The following is a 17,141-nucleotide window of genomic DNA, read 5'->3' as shown; positions in this document are numbered from 1 at the left end:
TCCTAGCGCACGACCTTCATCGTACGCGCTTTGGACTGTGGCGCGCGCGCATAGGGGCCTTGGGGCGCAAGCATCTTGTCGACCAATTGCCGCTTGAGCTGATCGCGCCCCTTGGAAGAATAAAACCCGCCGGGAACCTGACTGGTTTGCAACAAAAACTGCCGGTAGTCGCGGTAGGCTTCGGCATCCGGCCGCATGGGGTGGGCAAAGAATGCGGGCAGGGGCTGCGTGGATACAAATTCGGGTTTTTCATAAATGCTGGTGCCAAAGGCGCGGAGCGGAATGCCGCGCCAAAGCGCTTGCTGGCCCGCCGTGGAGTTCACCGTCACCGCACTGCGCGCTTGGGCTAGAATACCGGCCAGCTTGCCACCACGCAGATAATGCACCCGTTTGGCAACCCCGTGTTCTTGCGCCAGTTTGCGGATCATCTTGCGCAGCGGCGATTGCCCGCTTTCAAGCGGATGCGCCTTGATCACAAGGTGATGATGCGCCGGCGCGCCGCGCGCGAACCCGTCGATGACAAGCGCCAGAAACCCGTGCATATCGTCAAACGGCGAATGCGCCTGAAAGCTTGCGTCATGTTCAAGCTGCAATAGCGCGATATGATAGGGGTAGCCTGCTTTTTTGATTTTATACGTGGCATATATCCGGCTAAGCGCCAGAAACGGCATCAAGCACAGGCGTTTGGAATAAAGCAGCGCCTCGCGGTGGATAGGCAGGGCGCGGTGCGGTTTGAATTGCGGGTAGCCACGGTTCCAGAACATCACAAACCAATGATAAAGCGCGCCATAGAAAATATGCTGGCGCATATCGCCCCAATGCGACGGCGGCGGCGGGATATCGGTGGTGCCTGCGGCCAGTCGGGCGCGCATCTCGGGCAGAGGGATATCCATCAGCGCGGAATGCCCGTTGGATCCGTCACGTTCATAAGTGACCCAATAGGGGCGCAGATAGCCTTCTTCGAAGACATGTATACGCAGGCCAGCGGCCTTGGCTTGGGCGACGGCAGTGGCGTGGATCGGGCGGGTATCGCCATAGATCACAATATCGGTGATCGCGCGGTCGCGCAGAATAGCGCAGAGCCTTTCTGGCCACGCATCGCGCGCCGCGCGAAACGCGATATAATTGGGCATCCGCCCCCAAAACACGCGGTCACCTGCGTTAAAGCCCACGCGGTGCACGTTAGCCCCCGCCGCAACCAGCATTTTTGCAAGCTGCGCAAAAAACGGCCCGTGCGGCCCTTGGAGAAACAAAAAGTTACGCGTGCTATCCATAAGGCCCACATATAACGGCTGATGCGCGCCGAGGTAAGCGGTTAAGCGTAAAGATATGATGTGCGCGCGCTTGCGTGGCTGCACGCCACGGGCTAGTCAAATGACAGCAATAAAGGACGGGTGCATGTTTACAGGGATTGTCACAGATATTGGCGAAGTGATCACGCTTGAGCAACGCGGCGACCTGCGCGCGCGGATCGCGACGGGCTATGATGTGGGCGGGGTTGATATCGGCGCGTCGATCGCCTGCAACGGGGTTTGCCTGACGGTGATCGCGCTGGGCGATGCGCCGCGCAACTGGTTTGATGTGGAAATCTCGGCTGAAACGGTGGGTGCGACGAATGTTGGCGGCTGGGCTGTCGGCACGCGACTGAACCTCGAACGCGCGTTGAAAGTCGGGGACGAATTGGGCGGGCATATTGTGTCGGGCCATGTGGACGGGGTCGCACAGGTGATTGCGATGCATGATGAAGGCGATAGCACGCGGGTGACGTTCCGTGCGCCTGATGCGCTGGCCAGATTTATCGCACCCAAAGGATCGGTTGCGCTCAACGGCACGTCCCTGACGGTCAACGAAGTGTCGGGCGCGGAATTCGGGATCAATATTATCCCGCATACCAAAACAGCGACCACATGGGGCGATGCGCGGGTCGGCGATGAGATCAACATCGAGATCGACACGATGGCGCGCTATGTCGCGCGGTTACAAGAGTTTGCGTGATGGCGGGCATCGGGCATAATTCGGGCCGCGTGATTGAACCCGGCCATACCTGGCGCAAACATGTCTGGACCAAAGCGCGCAAGAAACTTATGCCCACCCTGCCGGTCGAGGTGATCCGTATGCGGGTGCGCCGCGCCGCCGAACTGGGGCTGCCCTACAAGACCTATGCAGGCATTCGGGCCAGTTCCGGCGATGATCTGATCGGGTTTATGTTCTCGAATAACGCGCTGCGGGTTTTGCGTGCAGGGCAGGCGATGGCTGCGGACCGGAAACGCAAGCTTGATCAATTGATTGGTGCGCAGCGTATTGCATTGGCGCATGCGCCTGCGATGGTCAAACACTTGCAGGCATTGCCGCAAATCGACCGTGCATTCCGCGCGCCGCAATTTACCGATAGCTGGTCAAGCGTCCGCGACCAGTTTCGTGCCATGACAGCCGATGCCAAAACACCTGCAAGCCGGCTGGTGCTGGTCGGTGATACCGCGTTTGAGCGCGAATGGGTCGAGACAGGCAAAATGGCGGGCTATGTGCCCGCGGATGTCTATTTCGCGCAGGCGGTGGTTTGAAATCCACCCTACGGACTCATCGCATCGTAACGTCGTAGGGTGGATCTTGATCCACCACCCTTTTCAAACTGGGGCGGCTGGTCTATCTGCGAAGGAACATATTTTTCGGGGATCCGCATGAGCCAGAATTTCGAAACACCCGGTCCGGTCGAACAAGACTGGGCGGATGCGATCAGCACGATCGAAGATATCATCGAAGACGCGCGCAACGGCCGCATGTTCGTGCTTGTCGATCACGAGGACCGCGAAAACGAAGGCGATCTGGTGATCCCTGCGCAAATGGCCACGCCTGACGCGATCAACTTTATGGCGACCCACGGGCGCGGGCTGATCTGCCTGACCTTGCCCGGCAGCCGTATCGATGCGCTGGGTCTGCCGCTGATGGCCTCGCATAATTCATCGCGCCATGAAACCGCTTTCACAGTGAGCATTGAAGCCCGCGAAGGCGTCAGCACCGGCATTTCTGCCCATGACCGCGCGCGCACTGTCGCCACGGCGATTGATGCATCCAAAGGTGCCGCCGATATCGCCACGCCGGGCCACGTGTTCCCGCTGCGCGCGCGCGATGGCGGCGTTCTGGTCCGCGCAGGCCATACAGAGGCCGCCGTCGATATTTCACGGCTTGCGGGGCTGAACCCATCCGGCGTGATTTGCGAGATCATGAAAGAAGACGGCGAAATGGCGCGTCTGCCGGACCTGATCGCATTTGCGCAATTGCACGGGCTGAAGATCGGCACGATCAGCGATCTGATCGCCTACCGTCGCCGCCACGACAATCTGGTACGCGTCCGCGAGGTCAGCCAGATCCAGTCCGAATTCGGCGGTAACTGGGAAATGCGGATTTACACCGATGAAACCCAAGGGGCCGAACATATCGCTTTGGTCAAAGGCGACATCACCACCCCTGAACCTGTGCTGGTGCGGATGCATGCGCTTGACCCGATGCTGGATGTGATCGGCGCGGGCCCTGCGGGGCGGCGCAACGAATTTGGTGATGCGATGCAGCTGATTGCAGATGAGGGGCGCGGCGCGCTTGTCCTGCTGCGTGATCTGCATATGCAGGTCGATCCGGACGCCGAAGCATCGCCCAAGACCTTGCGCCAATACGGGCTGGGCGCGCAGATCCTCAGCTCGCTCGGGTTGCACAAGATCGAGCTGCTGACCAACTCCCCAATGCCCAAGGTCGTGGGTCTTGACGCTTACGGGCTTGAAATCACAGGCACACGCAAAATTTCGGAGATCGGATAATGGCCGGACCATCGCATTACATCATGCCGCTGCCAACCTTTGAAAAGCCGGTGAAAATCCTGATTGTGGCCTCGCCCTATTACAAGGATATTTCCGACAACCAGATCGCGGGCGCCAAGGCTGAAATCGAAAAAGCGGGCGCCACATGGGATATCGTCGAAGTCCCCGGCGCGCTTGAAATCCCAACCGCCATCGGCATTGCCGAACGCATGTCGAATTTCGACGGTTATGTCGCATTGGGCTGTGTGATCCGCGGTGAAACCACCCATTATGACACGGTCTGCAATGACAGTTCGCGCGCCATCCAGCTGCTGGGGCTGCAAGGCGTCTGTATTGGCAATGGCATCCTGACGGTCGAAAACCGCACACAAGCCGAAGTGCGCGCAGATCCCGCACAAATGAATAAAGGTGGCGGCGCGGCCGCTGCGGCCTTGCACCTTGTCGCGCTCGCCCGTAAGTGGGGCCAATCCGAAAAACCGGTGGGCTTTACCCAAGAAATTCTGCTCGCGGGTCAAACAGACGGCAAAACAAACGCATGACCATTTCGAACAACCAACGTCGCAAAATGAAATCCGCCGCACGGCTTTATGCTGTGCAGGCCTTGTTCCAGATGGAGGCCTCGGGCCAGACCGTCGATCAGGTGATGCGCGAATTCGAAGACCACCGCTTTGGCGCGACCTATGATGACGTTGAAATGATCGAGGGCGATCTGGACACATTTCGCGCGCTTATGGACGGCGCGGTGAACGAACAGGCCGCGATTGACCAGATGACCGACCGCGCGCTTGTAGCTAAATGGCCGATTGCACGGATCGACCCGACATGGCGCGCACTGTTTCGCGCTGCTGGGGCTGAACTGCGTCAGGGCGAAACCCCGCCCAAAGTCGTGATCAGCGAATTTGTCGCCGTTTCAGAAGCGTTTTCACATGACGGCAAAGAGCCGAAGTTCGTGAACGCAGTGCTTGATCACATGGCCCGCGAAGCGCAGCCAGAGAAGTTTTAATCGCGCCCACGCGCGAATTGCTGCGCCGCTGGCAGTGGCTGCACCCAAGGCAATCGCTGCTCTGTCCAAAGTTCGTATGTCGGGACCAATGTTTCGCCGTTTGATAGCGCGCCGAGATGCAATTCAATTTCGTCGCCACAGCGCGCAAACACGGATGATCCGCATTCGGGGCAAAACGCGCGCCCTGCGTGGGCGGCATAGGTTCCGGTGATTGTCACGGCATGCCGGTCAAAAACGGCGGCGGCATAAAATGCGGCCCCGTGGTGCCTGCGGCAATCTCGGCAGTGGCAAATGCCGATGCGCAGGGGCTGTTCCGAGGCCGTGAATTGCACTGCCCCGCACAGGCAGGTTCCGGTGAACTGGTTCATTTTCAACCCCCAACATGCGGCGGTAAGCGGTAAAGGTGGCGGGAACCGCGGCAGCCGTAGGGGTAACTAATCCTGAGGACCTGTATGTACAGGTGGGCGCCAGGTAAACTAACCAGGGTCAGAACAGAGCCAGCATCCTAGGATTTGCTTAAGGCCGCTGGATTTGTACCCGGGATAACGAGAAGAGCAGAAACCCGCCGTGTTTACAGGTAGGGTGGATTATGGGGCAGGGCAAGTAGGGATCACAGATTATTCTTTGATGTCGCCTTTGATCAGCCAGCCATTCGGGCCAACCATTTCAATCGGCGCGTAGGCCAGGAGAACGCGCTCGGCAAGACCGACCATGATCAGGGCCATTGAAACTTCGTAAACAGTAATCCCGCTAAAAAGTGACATCTTGCTCTCCTGCCGTTCGGTTCTGGTTTTCGCGACGCCGTGTTGTACCGCATCTTAACCAACACTTATGTATTCGCGCATAAACTGGACAAAACCGTGACCTTGGGGAGGTAAATTGGGCATTGCCCCTACGTAAGCTGCCTTATTGTGAACAATGTTTGTCGCGGGTGTCGCAGCATAGCGACCCAAAGATCGCGTTTGCGCCTTATTAATAAGGGGAGGAGGCTAATGCTGTTAATATTGCCTTCAATTTTATGCATTCTGTAATTTTGTCGATATTTTTAGGAAAAGTTTTGGGTTATTGCCATTTGTTCACGTATTGTTCACATTATTAGCATGGCAGGCGACTCACCTCTTTGCGATTTAATGCCCGGCCAGTTGCTGGCGCGCGGGGTTGCGCGGCATTTGCGCAGCTATGATTTCGTCTCAGTACAAGAGCTTGCCCCCGCCAAAGGGCTGCGGGTGGATGTGATGGGGCTAGGCCCAAAGGGCGAAGTCTGGATCGTTGAATGCAAATCAAGCCGTGCGGATTTTACAACAGACCAAAAATGGCAGGGCTATCTGGATTGGTGTGACCGGTATTTTTGGGCGGTCGACAGCGATTTTCCGACCGATCTTTTGCCGGATGATACGGGGCTGATCTTTGCCGATGCATACGGCGCGGAAATTATCCGGATGGGCCCAGAGGCCAAGCTTGCGCCAGCGCGGCGCAAGGTGTTGGTGCAAAAAATCGCGCGCCATGCCGCCATTCGGGCGCAGGCGGCGCAAGACCCCGGATTTATCAGCGCTTTTTGATTGCGCGGGCGGCCATCACGGCGGCGCGGATTTCTTCGGCGATTTCTTCGGCTTCTTCGGGTTCGAAATCCATCGGGATTTCGGTGCCGCCGGATTCGATAAAGATGCGCACCATCCCTTGGTCGGTTGGCCCGATTTGCATATTCGCTTCGATGTCGCGTTCGCTGTTAATGCCCATGGTCATTCCTTTATTGATGGGGTTTCCTACAAGGGCGCGGGCATAATTGGCAAGGGTGTCGTCGCGCGCCATGCTTTGACGCGGGTTTTTCGGCATGAGGCACTTGCATTCATCCGCACGTGCCGCTAAATCACGCGCAATGCCGCCTTAGCTCAGTTGGTTAGAGCACTGGTTTGTGGAACCAGGGGTCCCCCGTTCAAGCCGGGGAGGCGGTACCATTCTCAAATTTCGTAGTGTTTGGTGAAAAGCGGTGGTCAAATTTGACCTTACCTTACCACTATCTCCTTCCCCAAGATGGAAAACCGGACTTTCGAGAGGAATGCAGCGAATGGCAGGTTTGAGCCCATTGTGTTGCCAAGCTATTTTAGTTAAATTCAACGTTACATGGCGACCGACAGTTTACTCACATTCAGTAGCTTCCATAGGAAAAACAAATGTTGGGATTGATTGCTTTGCTGTGTTTTCTGATTTGTTCGGGTGTGTGGCTCTTGATGCTGTTTTCAGGCAATAAATCAGGGCTGCTTTTGGGCCGCAGTTTTGAAAGCTTCATGTTCGCTAGTGTTGGCTGTGCAGTTGCCGCAGCAATTCTGCTACGCATCGGCATTTGAGTAGAAAGCCGTTTCGCAGGAAAAACGAAACTGAACCAAAGTCGCTTTGTCCCGCGGAGCGGCTATCGGCGGTGTTTTTGATGTCCCGCGCCGTGATCGCCAGTCGCATGCCGCTGTGATCAAGCCATGACTACCTGCACTGCGCTAGGCGACTGTTTAGCAGGCCACTGCCTGTCCATTGCACCGGAAAACGAGCGTCGCTTCTTTGGATGCTTGCTGGTCTACATTTAACGCCGTCCAGCACACTTGCTATTTGTTGGGCAATCCCGCAAACCCCGAAAGCCAGGCCACCAGCATCTTTGGCGTCCATTTTCGTATGTGAGAACTGATTTTCTATGTCTGATGTGATTTCCTTTGTGATCCAACCGGCCCCGCCGCCGCGTTTGGACAAGGCGTTGGGCCGGGACGTGCCCGAAGATGCGTCGCTTAGCCGGTCGCGTTTGGCAAAATTGATCGCAGAGGGTGCGGTCACCGTAGATGGCGTTGTCATTACGGACCCGCGTCACCGCGTGCTCGAGGGCGCGCAGGTCGATGTGACAGTCGAAATCGCCCAAGAAAGCCATATCGTTGGCGAGGAAATCGCGCTTGAGGTGGTTTATGAGGATGATGACCTGATTGTCGTCAATAAGCCCAGCGGTATGGTTGTGCATCCCGCCCCCGGTACGCCGGGCGGCACGTTGGTCAATGCGCTGATCCATCATTGCGGCGATAGCCTGTCGGGCGTTGGCGGTATGAAACGCCCCGGCGTTGTGCACCGGATTGACAAGGAAACCACAGGTCTGTTGGTCGCGGCGAAATCGGACCGTGCGCACCATCATCTGGCCGCGCAATTTGCGACCCACACGGTTGAACGGCGCTATCTGGCGATTTGTTACGGGGTGCCTGACGCCAATGATCCGCGCCTGCGCGGCATCAAAGGCACCTCGTTCGAGCCGGGCAATATTTTGAAGGTGCAGACGTTTTTGGGGCGCCATAAAACCGACCGGCAGCGGCAAGCGGTGTCCTTTACTACTGGCCGTCATGCGGTCACGCGGTCGCGGATCTTGCAGCCTTTGGGCATGCCGCCCTGTGCGGCGCTGATCGAATGCTGGCTCGAAACGGGGCGCACCCATCAGATCAGGGTGCATATGGCGCATTGTGGCCATGCGTTGATCGGTGATCCGGTCTATGGCGGGCGGCGCAAACTGTCGCCAAAGGCAGTCGGTGAGGCGGGCGTTGATGCCGTTGCCGCGTTTTCGCGGCAGGCGCTACATGCGGCGACTTTGGGCTTTGTACATCCGGTGACCGAAGAGTTTATGGAGTTCGAGGCCGCTTTGCCCGCTGATATGCGCGCACTTTTGGCGGATTTGGGTTATCAGGGCTGAAACATGCGTTCCCATGTGCGTGAACGCACATGTTTTCCCCTCGCATAACTGAACTGCTCGGTTCATATTGTCTTAACAGAAAATCAATATCGCGTCTTGAAACGATTTGATAGCGTTACCATATCCATGTTAAGCCTTTAAACATAGGAGGGCACGACAGTGAGCAACTATAAGAATTTACCAGCACCAACCCCAGAGGGCGGGCTGAACCGTTATATGCAAGAAATCCGCAAGTTCCCGATGCTGGAGCCTGAGGAAGAATATATGCTGGCCAAACGCTGGGTCGATCACGAAGACACCGAAGCCGCGCATAAGATGGTCACATCGCACCTGCGACTGGCCGCGAAAATCGCGATGGGCTACCGTGGCTATGGCTTGCCCCAAGCCGAAGTCATTTCCGAGGCCAACGTCGGCCTGATGCAGGCGGTCAAACGCTTTGATCCGGAAAAAGGTTTCCGTTTGGCGACCTATGCGATGTGGTGGATCCGCGCGTCGATCCAGGAATACATCCTGCGGTCGTGGTCGCTTGTTAAACTTGGCACGACATCGGCGCAAAAAAAGCTGTTTTTCAACCTGCGCAAGGCCAAGAATCGGATTGGAGCGCTTGAAGAGGGTGATTTGCGTCCTGAAAACGTGGCCCGCATTGCGACCGATCTTGGCGTGACCGAAGATGAAGTGATTTCGATGAACCGCCGCATGTCGGGCGGGGATGCGTCACTGAATGCGCAGGTTGGTTCTGACGGCGAAGGCACCATGCAATGGCAGGATTGGCTTGAGGACGAGAGCGCGAACACCGCTGGCGATTACGAAGAACACGATGAATTGGACGTGCGCCGTGCGCTTTTGGCTCAGGCAATGGACGTGCTGAACGAGCGCGAAAAAGATATTCTCGTTCAGCGCCGACTGTCGGACGAAACTGTCACGCTTGAAGATCTGAGCAGCCAGTATGACGTCAGCCGCGAACGTATTCGTCAAATCGAAGTGCGCGCCTTTGAAAAGCTGCAAGAAAAGATGCAAGAGCTTGCCAAGGAAAAGGGCATGCTGGTGCCAGCGGATTAAAACCACTGCACAAAAAACACCTCTGACCCGCCGGATTGTTCTGGCGGGTTTTTTGTTTTGGGGGTTTCTGCCTATTTCCCTTTGCGCATTTTTAGCGCTAACATCGCGCCAAAATCGGGAGAGACAAAAATGACTTCACTGCGTTGGGGCGTTTTGGGCGCTGCAAATTTCGCGCTCAACCATATGGCGCCTGCGATCCATGCTGCGCGCGGGGCCGAATTGGCAGCGCTTGCCACGTCTAATCCGGCCAAGGCTGTGCCGTTTCAGGCCTTTGCACCGGGGCTAAAGGTGCATGACAGCTATGACGCCCTGCTGGCGGACCCTGCGATCGATGCGGTCTATATCCCGCTTCCCAACCATCTCCATGTGGAATGGACGATCAAGGCGCTGCAAGCGGGAAAGCATGTGCTTTGCGAAAAACCGATTGCGCTGTCGGATGCCGATTTTGATGCGCTGATTGCGGCCCGCGACAAATCGGGCAAACTGGCCGCCGAGGCGTTCATGATCGTGCATCACCCGCAATTCCAACGCGCGCGTGAATTGGTACAAGGCGGCGCGATTGGTGCGCTGCGCCATGTGGATGCGGTGTTTTCCTATTACAATGACGATGCGGGTAACATTCGCAATCAGGCCAACGCGGGCGGCGGCGGTCTGCGTGATATTGGCGTTTATACGTTTGGCGCGGCCCGCTTTGTCACAGGCGCAGAACCTTTGGCGGTGCCCTATGCCAATCTCCGGCTTGAGAACGATGTCGATGTCTTTGCGCAAGTGGCCGCAGATTTCCCGGAATTCACATATGCGGCAATTGTTTCCATGCGGCTGTTTAACCGCCAACAAGTTGTATTCCACGGCGAAAAGGGCCTGCTGCAAATGACCTGCCCGTTCAATGCGGGCGTGTTTGATCAGGCAAGCCTACGACTGGAAACCACGGCTGGCACTGTGACCATTGAAAGGTTTCCGGCTGTTAATCATTATGTGCAGCAGGTTGAAAACTTTGGCAATTGCGTCGAATCTGGCGCGAAATACCCGTGCCCCCTTGAATTTTCGCGCGGAACGCAAAAGATGATGGATATGGTTTTTGCCGCCGGCAACAAGTAGGAGATCGGCATGTCCGAAGAAAACAACACACAAGCCGAATCCGATTTCGAAAGCATGTGGCTGCGCCTTGTGCATATGGTGATCATCGCTGTGATGATGAGCATGGCAAGCTCACTGCTGGGCCTGCTGACCGTCGGGCAGTTTGTCATCATGCTGGTGAAAAAACGCGAACCCAATGAACAATTGGCCGAAATCGGCACAACAATGGGTGTCTGGATGGCCAAGGCCGCGCGCTATCAGGTGGCCGCAAGCGAAGTCAAACCATGGCCGTGGACCGAACTTGATTAAACGCATTCCGCGCATTTGGCGCGTCGCGGTCTGTTTGCTGGCGCTTGGCGCCTGCGCGCGTCCCTATACAATTACCGTATCTCCCGCAGAACCGGGCGCGACATTGCAGACGGTTTTTGTCGCAACGCAGCAGCGTGTATCGCCGACCGGAGACATCACATATGATGATCGCCCCGAAGCCGCAGCATTCGCGCAGATTGCAGTGGCCATTCCGCCCGATCATGTGATTGGCGAAATCGAGAATATTTATGACCCGTCGCGGGGCTTTACGATGCCCCGATACACGCCGCAGGACCGTGACACATTTATTGCAGCACTTGACGCAGGTCCGGGCGACGAGATCCTTATTTATGTCCACGGCTACAATACCACGACCACCGAGGCGGTGTTCCGCTTTGCACAGATGAGCCATGATTTCGGGTTTGAAAATACGACGGCTGTGTTTTCTTGGGCATCTGCAGGGGTGCCTGCGGGCTATGTGTATGACCGCGATAGCGTGCTTTTTGCCCGTGACGATCTGGCCGGTCTGTTGGCTGACATCTCGCGTTTTTCCAACAAGTCGATCACAATTATTGCGCATTCATTGGGATCGCAATTGATCATGGAAACCATGCGCCAGCTGGCAATTGCCGGAAAAACGTCTGTTTTGGATGATATCGGCACAGTTGTGCTGTTTTCGCCCGACATTGATCCGGATATTTTCCGCAGGCAGGTTGCAACGATCGGCGCGCGCCGCAACCCCTATATCATGCTGACAAATAGTGCCGATCAGGCACTTGGTATGTCGTCGCTTTTGGTTGGGGGGCGCACAAAGCTGGGGCAGTTGGCGGAATCGGATGCAATTGCGGATCTGGATGTTGTGATCATTGATTTGACCCAGATGAGTTCGCTTGCGCACTTGGGCCATATGGTCGCCGCGACTTCGCCGAGCGCTATTCGCCTGTTGCGCCAGATCAGTGAAACCGGCGATCTGGCCACGCTTGACGCAGGCTTGCAATGATGCGCGGACGGCGGGAATTGCAAGCGCTCGCATAAACCGGATAAGGGGTTGGAAAATGCAGCGATCCCTTGCACCTGCGCCGCCAAGCAGGGCAAAGTCGGGGCGCATATTGAAAGAGGCAAGGATGATTCCAGTTCAGGGCTATGTGGGCCAATCAGTTGCCGTGCTCGGCTTGGGGCGATCCGGCCGCGCAACCGCTGCGGCATTGCGCGCAGGCGGCGCAGATGTTGTTGTTTGGGACGATAGCGTGCCAGCGCGCGATCTGGCGGCGCAAGATGGGTTTGAAATCCGCGATCTGACCAAAGCAGGCGCATTCGACGGCGTTGCCAAGCTGGTCGTCAGCCCCGGCATTCCGCATCTTTACCCGCGTCCCAATCCTGTGATCGCGGCCGCATGGGATGCGGGCGTTAGTGTCGACAATGACATCGGCCTGTTCTTCCAGTCCTTTGCGACACCAGAATGGGACGGTTTTGATGTCGCCCCGTGGATTGTGGCGGTGACGGGATCAAACGGAAAGTCGACGACATCGGCGCTGATCCATCACATTCTGGTGGAAAACGGGCGTCCGGCGCAATTGGCGGGCAATATCGGGCGCGGCGTGCTTGATATCGACCCTGCCCATGACGGCGAAATTGTTGTGCTTGAACTGTCGTCCTATCAAACCGATCTTGCGCGCGCGCTTACCCCTGATATCGCGGTGTTTACCAATCTTTCGCCTGATCATCTCGACCGGCATGCCGGTTTGGGCGGCTATTTCGCGGCCAAGCGGCGCCTGTTTGCCGAAGGCGGGCCGGACCGCGCGATTATCGGCGTGGACGAGCCGGAAGGCTGCTATCTTGCCAACCAATTGGGCGAAGGTGCAAACGACGACCGCGTAATCCGGATTTCATCGGGGCGCAAACTGTCGCAAGGCTGGTGCGTGTTTGCCCGCAAAGGTTTTCTAAGCGAGGTCCGCAAGGGCCGGCAGGTCGGGTCAATTGACCTGCGCGAAATTGCGGGGCTTCCGGGTGCGCATAATCACCAGAATGCTTGTGCGGCCTATGCGGTCTGCCGCAGTCTCGGGCTTGGCCCGAAGGGGATCGAGGCCGCGATGCGCTCATATCCGGGGCTGCCGCATCGCTCGCAGCTGATCAAGGAACATAACGGCGTGCGCTATGTGAATGACAGCAAGGCGACCAACGTCGATAGCGCTTCCAAGGCGTTGCAGGCCTTTACCAACATCCGGTGGATCTGCGGCGGGCTGCAAAAAGAAGGCGGTCTGGACGCGGTGATCCCGCATTTGGGCAATGTTGCCAAAGCCTATGTGATCGGCCGCGAAGCAACCGAATTCGCACGCCAGCTGGATGGCGTCGACGCCGCGATTTGCGGCACAATGGCAGCGGCTGTGGCACAAGCTGCCAAAGATGCCCTGCCGGGAGATGTGGTGCTGTTGGCACCGGCGGCAGCGTCATTTGACCAATATGACAGTTTTGAACGACGCGGCGACGATTTTATCGCCTGTGTAGAAGCTGAAACAATGTAAGGTGGATCTTGATCCACCCTACGCTGCAATTGCCTGACCGGCGGCCCAGCCTGACGACCATGCCCATTGAAAATTATAGCCGCCAAGCCAGCCCGTCACATCTACAGCTTCGCCAATAAAATAGAGCCCGGGCAAAGATTTTACGCCCATTGTCCGTGACGATAGCGCATCGGTGTCGATCCCGCCCAATGTAACCTCGGCTGTGCGGTAGCCTTCGGTGCCTGTCGGGGGCAGGATCCAGCGGCAGATCCCTTCGCTGATGTCTTGCAGTCGCGCGTCGCTTTGATCGGCGATATTGCCGGCCAGTTGCAGCTCTGCCGACAGATAGTCGACCAACCGCGCGGGCAGATATTGCCCCATCACCGTAGTCAGGGCCTTGCGCCCTTGCGCCTGTCTTTGCTCTTTGAGAAATGCCAGCAACCCGCCGTGCGGGTCGAGATTGACACAGATGGAATTGCCCGGTTGCCAATAGGATGACGCCTGCAGGATTGCGGGGCCCGAAAGCCCGCGGTGCGTGAACAAAAGTGCCTCGTCGAATGCTGGCCCATCGGCGCTGATCCGCGAAGGCAGTGCAACGCCGGCAAGCGGTTTGAAACGGTCTTCGCCAAAGGTAAACGGCACAAGCCCTGCACGCGTTTCAACCACCGGTACTGAAAATTGCGCGGCGATCTGATAGGCAAGCCCCGTTGCGCCCATCTTGGGGATGGATTTGCCGCCGCAAGCGACCACAAGGTTTTTTGCAACCACCTGTGTCATCTGCCCGTCACGGATCAGCTGCACATGAAAATGCGTCCCGTCATGGTGCAACGCGCCGACGGATGTTTGCAGCCAAAGCTGCGCGCGCGCCTTGTCCATCTCGGCGCGCAGCATCGCCACAATGTCCTTTGCGGTGTCATCACAAAACAGCTGCCCCAGCGTTTTCTCGTGCCACGCAATCCGGTAGGCATCGACCAGCGCGATGAAATCCCACTGCGTATAGCGTTTGAGCGCGGATTTGCAGAAATGCGGGTTGCGGCTGATGAAATTGGCCGCGCTTGCATGCATGTTTGTGAAATTGCAGCGTCCGCCGCCCGAAATGCGGATCTTTTCGCCTGCCGCTTTGGCGTGATCGACCACCAAAGTGCCAGGCCCGGCATGGGCGGCACACATCATGCCAGCGGCACCTGCACCAATGATCAAAGTGTTGATATTCATCATTTGCATGTGCCTTGGATCGGCGCACCATGCAAGCGCGATCAAATTTCGCGAAATTTGGTCCGGTGCGTCCGGCCATTTGTGGCCTGCGTAATTTTCAGTAGAATCACACGCAATTGCTGGCTATGCTGTAGCGAGACCCGGAAAACGGGCGGTTGAGGCAATAAGGCGGTGATCCATGACGGAAATGGTCTATGGTGCGGTTCCGGTGCAATCCGGCGACCCTGTGATCCCACGGTGGTGGCGGACAATTGACAAGTGGACCTTGTCTTGCATTCTGGTGCTGTTCGGGATCGGATTGCTGCTCGGCCTTGCGTCTTCGCCGCCATTGGCTGCCAAAAACGGGCTTGACCCGTTCCATTATGTCACCCGTCAGGCGATATTTGGCGGCGCGGCGATGTTTGTCATGTTTGTCGTGTCGATGATGTCACCGACAATGGCGCGTCGTTTGGCGGTTCTCGGGTTTATGGGCGCATTTGCGGCATTGGTTATGCTGCCTGTCTTCGGGACGGATTTTGGCAAAGGCGCGACCCGCTGGTTTTCGCTTGGCTTTGTGTCGGTGCAACCTTCCGAATTTCTCAAACCCGGCTTTATCGTCATGTCCGCGTGGCTGCTGGCCGCGTCGCAGCAGTTGGGCGCACCGCCGGGCAAGCTGTATTCTTTTGTCCTGACGATTGTCATTGTCCTTTTGCTGGCGATGCAGCCCGACTTTGGTCAGGCCTGCCTGATCCTGTTTTCATGGGGGGTGATGTATTTTGTGGCTGGGGCGCCGATGCTGTTGCTGTTGATGCTGGCCGGATTGGTGATCCTTGGGGGGATGGTCGCCTATAACGGTTCGGAACATTTTGCCCGCCGCATTGACGGTTTTCTGTCGGCTGACCTGGACCCGACAACACAGCTTGGCTATGCCACCAATGCCATCCGCGAAGGCGGGTTTTTTGGCGTCGGCGTTGGCGAGGGCCAAGTGAAATGGTCGCTCCCCGATGCCCATACGGATTTCATTATTGCCGTGGCCGCCGAAGAATACGGGCTGATCTGCGTGCTTGTGATTATCGCGCTTTATAGCATCATCGTCGTGCGGTCGCTTTTGCGCCTGATGAAAGAACGCGACCCGTTTATCCGGCTTGCCGGTACGGGTCTGGCCTGCGTGTTCGGTGTGCAGGCGATGATCAACATGGGCGTGGCCGTGCGGTTGCTGCCAGCCAAGGGCATGACCCTGCCGTTTGTATCTTATGGCGGATCATCGCTGATTGCGGGGGGGATTACGGTCGGAATGTTGCTTGCATTTACCCGCGCGCGCCCGCAAGGCGAGATGGAAGATATTTTGCGGCGTAGGGCAGATAGATGACAGCATCTCCACTGATGATTATTGCGGCGGGCGGCACGGGCGGACATATGTTTCCCGCACAGGCGCTGGCCGAGGCAATGTTGCAAAAGGGCTGGCGCGTGCGCCTGTCCACGGACGCGCGCGGCGCACGATACGCGGGCGGATTTCCTGACGCGGTCGAAGTCAACGTTGTCGGCAGCGCCACATTCGCGCGCGGCGGCATTCTGGCAAAGCTTGCCGTGCCGTTTCGCATTCTGGGGGGCATTGCCGCTGCAAAATGGCGGATGCTGTTTGATAGGCCTGCGGTGGTTGTGGGCTTTGGCGGCTACCCTGCGATTCCGGCGATGGCGGCGGCATGGGCCTTGCGCGTGCCGCGGATGATCCATGAACAAAATGGCGTTTTGGGCCGCGTGAACCAGTTGTTTGCCAAGAGGGTGAACAAGGTCGCTTGCGGTACCTGGCCCACGGCCCTGCCCAAGGGCGTGACAGGCGAACACACCGGCAACCCCGTGCGTGCGGCCGTGCTGGAACGCGCAGGCGCGCCCTATATCCCGCCGGGCGATTACCCGATGTCGGTTGTCGTGCTGGGCGGCAGTCAGGGCGCGCGGATCATGTCCGATTGTGTGCCGCCAGCGATTTCGGCACTGCCCGAACATATCCGCCGCAATGTGCGCGTCAGCCATCAGGCCCGTCCCGAAGATCTTGACCGGGTTACGAAATATTACGCGGATGAGGTTATCAGCGCCGATGTGCAGACGTTTTTTGCAGATGTACCTGACCGCATGGCCCAAGCGCAGCTGGTGATTTCGCGCTCGGGCGCGTCCACTGTTGCCGATGTCAGCATCATTGGCCGCCCCGCAATTTGGGTGCCCTATGCCGGCGCCATCCGCGACGAGCAGACCGCAAACGCCCGTCAGCTTGTCGAAAGCGGCGCGAGCGTAATGATGACCGAAGCCGAATTTGATGTGGCGCCTTTGACGGCGATGCTTGAAAAACTGCTGACCGATGAGGCTGGCGCGCTGCAAATGTCGCAGGCTGCAATTGCCTGTAGCGTGCCGGACGCGACCGACCGTTTGGTCGCACTTGTCGAAGAACTGGCCAATCCGGCCCAAAAATAAAATGGAACTGACGC

General features: G+C 57.4%; 20 protein-coding genes and 1 tRNA gene. 16 read left to right on the top strand and 5 right to left on the bottom strand.

Annotated features, from left to right (window positions below):
• Window positions 1-2: 2 nt before the first annotated feature.
• The gene (locus BM320_RS09505; protein ID WP_090199352.1) at window positions 3-1,274 is read right to left on the bottom strand and encodes a capsule polysaccharide biogenesis protein; all 1,272 of its coding nucleotides are present in this window, start codon (window positions 1,272-1,274) and stop codon (window positions 3-5) included.
• Between the two features lie 124 nt (window positions 1,275-1,398).
• Here BM320_RS09505 and BM320_RS09500 point away from each other — a divergent pair, with 124 nt between their 5' ends.
• The 5 genes from BM320_RS09500 to nusB all read left to right on the top strand — a co-directional run bounded on the left by BM320_RS09500 (window position 1,399) and on the right by nusB (window position 4,812).
• On the top strand, window positions 1,399-1,995 hold the full coding sequence (locus BM320_RS09500) for a riboflavin synthase (protein ID WP_090199350.1): 597 nt from the start codon (window positions 1,399-1,401) through the stop codon (window positions 1,993-1,995).
• Complete coding sequence (locus BM320_RS09495) at window positions 1,995-2,561, top strand: hypothetical protein (protein WP_090199348.1); 567 nt, start codon at window positions 1,995-1,997, stop codon at window positions 2,559-2,561. Before BM320_RS09500 ends, BM320_RS09495 begins: the two co-directional genes overlap by 1 nt.
• A gap of 117 nt (window positions 2,562-2,678) precedes the next feature.
• The gene (gene ribB, locus BM320_RS09490) at window positions 2,679-3,809 is read left to right on the top strand and encodes a 3,4-dihydroxy-2-butanone-4-phosphate synthase (RefSeq protein ID WP_090200527.1); all 1,131 of its coding nucleotides are present in this window, start codon (window positions 2,679-2,681) and stop codon (window positions 3,807-3,809) included.
• Window positions 3,809-4,348, top strand: a complete 540-nt coding sequence (locus BM320_RS09485) for a 6,7-dimethyl-8-ribityllumazine synthase (protein ID WP_090199346.1) — start codon at window positions 3,809-3,811, stop codon at window positions 4,346-4,348. Before ribB ends, BM320_RS09485 begins: the two co-directional genes overlap by 1 nt.
• Window positions 4,345-4,812, top strand: a complete 468-nt coding sequence (gene nusB, locus BM320_RS09480) for a transcription antitermination factor NusB (RefSeq protein ID WP_090199344.1) — start codon at window positions 4,345-4,347, stop codon at window positions 4,810-4,812. Before BM320_RS09485 ends, nusB begins: the two co-directional genes overlap by 4 nt.
• Here the strand turns inward: nusB and BM320_RS09475 are convergent.
• A complete protein-coding gene (locus tag BM320_RS09475; protein ID WP_090199342.1) occupies window positions 4,809-5,180 on the bottom strand; it encodes a GFA family protein in 372 nt (123 codons plus the stop codon). The two genes, nusB and BM320_RS09475, sit on opposite strands and share 4 nt — an antisense overlap.
• A 249-nt stretch (window positions 5,181-5,429) precedes the next feature.
• Complete coding sequence (locus tag BM320_RS16415) at window positions 5,430-5,576, bottom strand: hypothetical protein (RefSeq protein ID WP_165615021.1); 147 nt, start codon at window positions 5,574-5,576, stop codon at window positions 5,430-5,432.
• 336 nt (window positions 5,577-5,912) lie between these two features.
• Between BM320_RS16415 and BM320_RS09470 the strand changes: the two genes are divergently transcribed.
• On the top strand, window positions 5,913-6,371 hold the full coding sequence (locus tag BM320_RS09470) for an MmcB family DNA repair protein (RefSeq protein WP_090199340.1): 459 nt from the start codon (window positions 5,913-5,915) through the stop codon (window positions 6,369-6,371).
• On the opposite strand, the gene BM320_RS09465 is transcribed toward BM320_RS09470, so the two are convergent.
• Window positions 6,358-6,549 carry a DUF6324 family protein gene (locus tag BM320_RS09465; RefSeq protein WP_090200525.1) on the bottom strand — a complete coding sequence of 64 codons (192 nt, stop codon included), beginning with the start codon at window positions 6,547-6,549 and terminating at the stop codon, window positions 6,358-6,360. The genes BM320_RS09470 and BM320_RS09465 overlap by 14 nt on opposite strands.
• Window positions 6,550-6,690: 141 nt before the next feature.
• On the opposite strand from BM320_RS09465, the gene BM320_RS09460 reads away from it, so the two are divergent.
• From BM320_RS09460 to murD, 8 genes are all read left to right on the top strand, one after another.
• Window positions 6,691-6,767 (top strand) — tRNA-His (locus BM320_RS09460).
• Window positions 6,768-6,983: 216 nt separating this feature from the next.
• Window positions 6,984-7,157 (top strand): hypothetical protein, encoded by a 174-nt coding sequence (locus tag BM320_RS16410; protein ID WP_165615020.1) that lies wholly within the window; start codon window positions 6,984-6,986, stop codon window positions 7,155-7,157.
• Window positions 7,158-7,492: 335 nt separating this feature from the next.
• Entirely contained in the window at window positions 7,493-8,521 is a 1,029-nt protein-coding gene (locus BM320_RS09455; protein ID WP_090199338.1) for an RluA family pseudouridine synthase, read from the top strand.
• Between the two features lie 159 nt (window positions 8,522-8,680).
• Window positions 8,681-9,580, top strand: coding sequence for an RNA polymerase sigma factor RpoH (rpoH, locus tag BM320_RS09450; RefSeq protein ID WP_090199336.1), 900 nt, complete (start codon window positions 8,681-8,683; stop codon window positions 9,578-9,580).
• Window positions 9,581-9,709: 129 nt separating this feature from the next.
• On the top strand, window positions 9,710-10,678 hold the full coding sequence (locus tag BM320_RS09445) for a Gfo/Idh/MocA family protein (protein WP_090199334.1): 969 nt from the start codon (window positions 9,710-9,712) through the stop codon (window positions 10,676-10,678).
• Window positions 10,679-10,687: 9 nt separating this feature from the next.
• Window positions 10,688-10,966: a DUF4389 domain-containing protein gene (locus tag BM320_RS09440; RefSeq protein WP_090199332.1), complete on the top strand. Its 279-nt coding sequence runs from the start codon at window positions 10,688-10,690 to the stop codon at window positions 10,964-10,966.
• Window positions 10,959-11,966: an alpha/beta hydrolase gene (locus tag BM320_RS09435; RefSeq protein WP_165615019.1), complete on the top strand. Its 1,008-nt coding sequence runs from the start codon at window positions 10,959-10,961 to the stop codon at window positions 11,964-11,966. The genes BM320_RS09440 and BM320_RS09435 overlap by 8 nt, the downstream gene beginning before the upstream one ends.
• A 124-nt stretch (window positions 11,967-12,090) precedes the next feature.
• On the top strand, window positions 12,091-13,488 hold the full coding sequence (murD, locus tag BM320_RS09430; protein WP_090199328.1) for a UDP-N-acetylmuramoyl-L-alanine--D-glutamate ligase: 1,398 nt from the start codon (window positions 12,091-12,093) through the stop codon (window positions 13,486-13,488).
• An 18-nt stretch (window positions 13,489-13,506) separates the two neighbouring features.
• Here the strand turns inward: murD and BM320_RS09425 are convergent, their stop codons facing one another.
• The gene (locus BM320_RS09425; RefSeq protein WP_090200523.1) at window positions 13,507-14,682 is read right to left on the bottom strand and encodes a BaiN/RdsA family NAD(P)/FAD-dependent oxidoreductase; all 1,176 of its coding nucleotides are present in this window, start codon (window positions 14,680-14,682) and stop codon (window positions 13,507-13,509) included.
• Window positions 14,683-14,860: 178 nt separating this feature from the next.
• On the opposite strand from BM320_RS09425, the gene ftsW reads away from it, so the two are divergent.
• Together ftsW and BM320_RS09415 are read left to right on the top strand one after the other, a co-directional pair.
• Entirely contained in the window at window positions 14,861-16,030 is a 1,170-nt protein-coding gene (gene ftsW / locus BM320_RS09420) for a putative lipid II flippase FtsW (RefSeq protein ID WP_090199326.1), read from the top strand.
• Entirely contained in the window at window positions 16,027-17,127 is a 1,101-nt protein-coding gene (locus tag BM320_RS09415) for a UDP-N-acetylglucosamine--N-acetylmuramyl-(pentapeptide) pyrophosphoryl-undecaprenol N-acetylglucosamine transferase (RefSeq protein WP_090199323.1), read from the top strand. Before ftsW ends, BM320_RS09415 begins: the two co-directional genes overlap by 4 nt.
• The last annotated feature ends 14 nt before the right edge of the window (window positions 17,128-17,141 follow it).

Source organism: Yoonia tamlensis (assembly GCF_900115105.1).
GTDB classification, from domain to species: domain Bacteria; phylum Pseudomonadota; class Alphaproteobacteria; order Rhodobacterales; family Rhodobacteraceae; genus Yoonia; species Yoonia tamlensis.
The sequence above is the reverse complement of the archived record's forward strand: the minus strand, read 5'-3'. Positions and strand labels throughout refer to the sequence as shown.

What these genes read in the sequence shown, in the direction of transcription:
- BM320_RS09505 (WP_090199352.1), bottom strand. Translation starts at nt 1,274, where the DNA reads ATGGATAGCACGCGTAACTTTTTGTTTCTCCAAGGGCCGCACGGGCCG.
- BM320_RS09500 (WP_090199350.1), top strand. Translation starts at nt 1,399, where the DNA reads ATGTTTACAGGGATTGTCACAGATATTGGCGAAGTGATCACGCTTGAG.
- BM320_RS09495 (WP_090199348.1), top strand. Translation starts at nt 1,995, where the DNA reads ATGGCGGGCATCGGGCATAATTCGGGCCGCGTGATTGAACCCGGCCAT.
- ribB (WP_090200527.1), top strand. Translation starts at nt 2,679, where the DNA reads ATGAGCCAGAATTTCGAAACACCCGGTCCGGTCGAACAAGACTGGGCG.
- BM320_RS09485 (WP_090199346.1), top strand. Translation starts at nt 3,809, where the DNA reads ATGGCCGGACCATCGCATTACATCATGCCGCTGCCAACCTTTGAAAAG.
- nusB (WP_090199344.1), top strand. Translation starts at nt 4,345, where the DNA reads ATGACCATTTCGAACAACCAACGTCGCAAAATGAAATCCGCCGCACGG.
- BM320_RS09475 (WP_090199342.1), bottom strand. Translation starts at nt 5,180, where the DNA reads ATGAACCAGTTCACCGGAACCTGCCTGTGCGGGGCAGTGCAATTCACG.
- BM320_RS16415 (WP_165615021.1), bottom strand. Translation starts at nt 5,576, where the DNA reads ATGTCACTTTTTAGCGGGATTACTGTTTACGAAGTTTCAATGGCCCTG.
- BM320_RS09470 (WP_090199340.1), top strand. Translation starts at nt 5,913, where the DNA reads ATGGCAGGCGACTCACCTCTTTGCGATTTAATGCCCGGCCAGTTGCTG.
- BM320_RS09465 (WP_090200525.1), bottom strand. Translation starts at nt 6,549, where the DNA reads ATGGGCATTAACAGCGAACGCGACATCGAAGCGAATATGCAAATCGGG.
- BM320_RS16410 (WP_165615020.1), top strand. Translation starts at nt 6,984, where the DNA reads ATGTTGGGATTGATTGCTTTGCTGTGTTTTCTGATTTGTTCGGGTGTG.
- BM320_RS09455 (WP_090199338.1), top strand. Translation starts at nt 7,493, where the DNA reads ATGTCTGATGTGATTTCCTTTGTGATCCAACCGGCCCCGCCGCCGCGT.
- BM320_RS09445 (WP_090199334.1), top strand. Translation starts at nt 9,710, where the DNA reads ATGACTTCACTGCGTTGGGGCGTTTTGGGCGCTGCAAATTTCGCGCTC.
- BM320_RS09440 (WP_090199332.1), top strand. Translation starts at nt 10,688, where the DNA reads ATGTCCGAAGAAAACAACACACAAGCCGAATCCGATTTCGAAAGCATG.
- murD (WP_090199328.1), top strand. Translation starts at nt 12,091, where the DNA reads ATGATTCCAGTTCAGGGCTATGTGGGCCAATCAGTTGCCGTGCTCGGC.
- BM320_RS09425 (WP_090200523.1), bottom strand. Translation starts at nt 14,682, where the DNA reads ATGAATATCAACACTTTGATCATTGGTGCAGGTGCCGCTGGCATGATG.
- ftsW (WP_090199326.1), top strand. Translation starts at nt 14,861, where the DNA reads ATGACGGAAATGGTCTATGGTGCGGTTCCGGTGCAATCCGGCGACCCT.
- BM320_RS09415 (WP_090199323.1), top strand. Translation starts at nt 16,027, where the DNA reads ATGACAGCATCTCCACTGATGATTATTGCGGCGGGCGGCACGGGCGGA.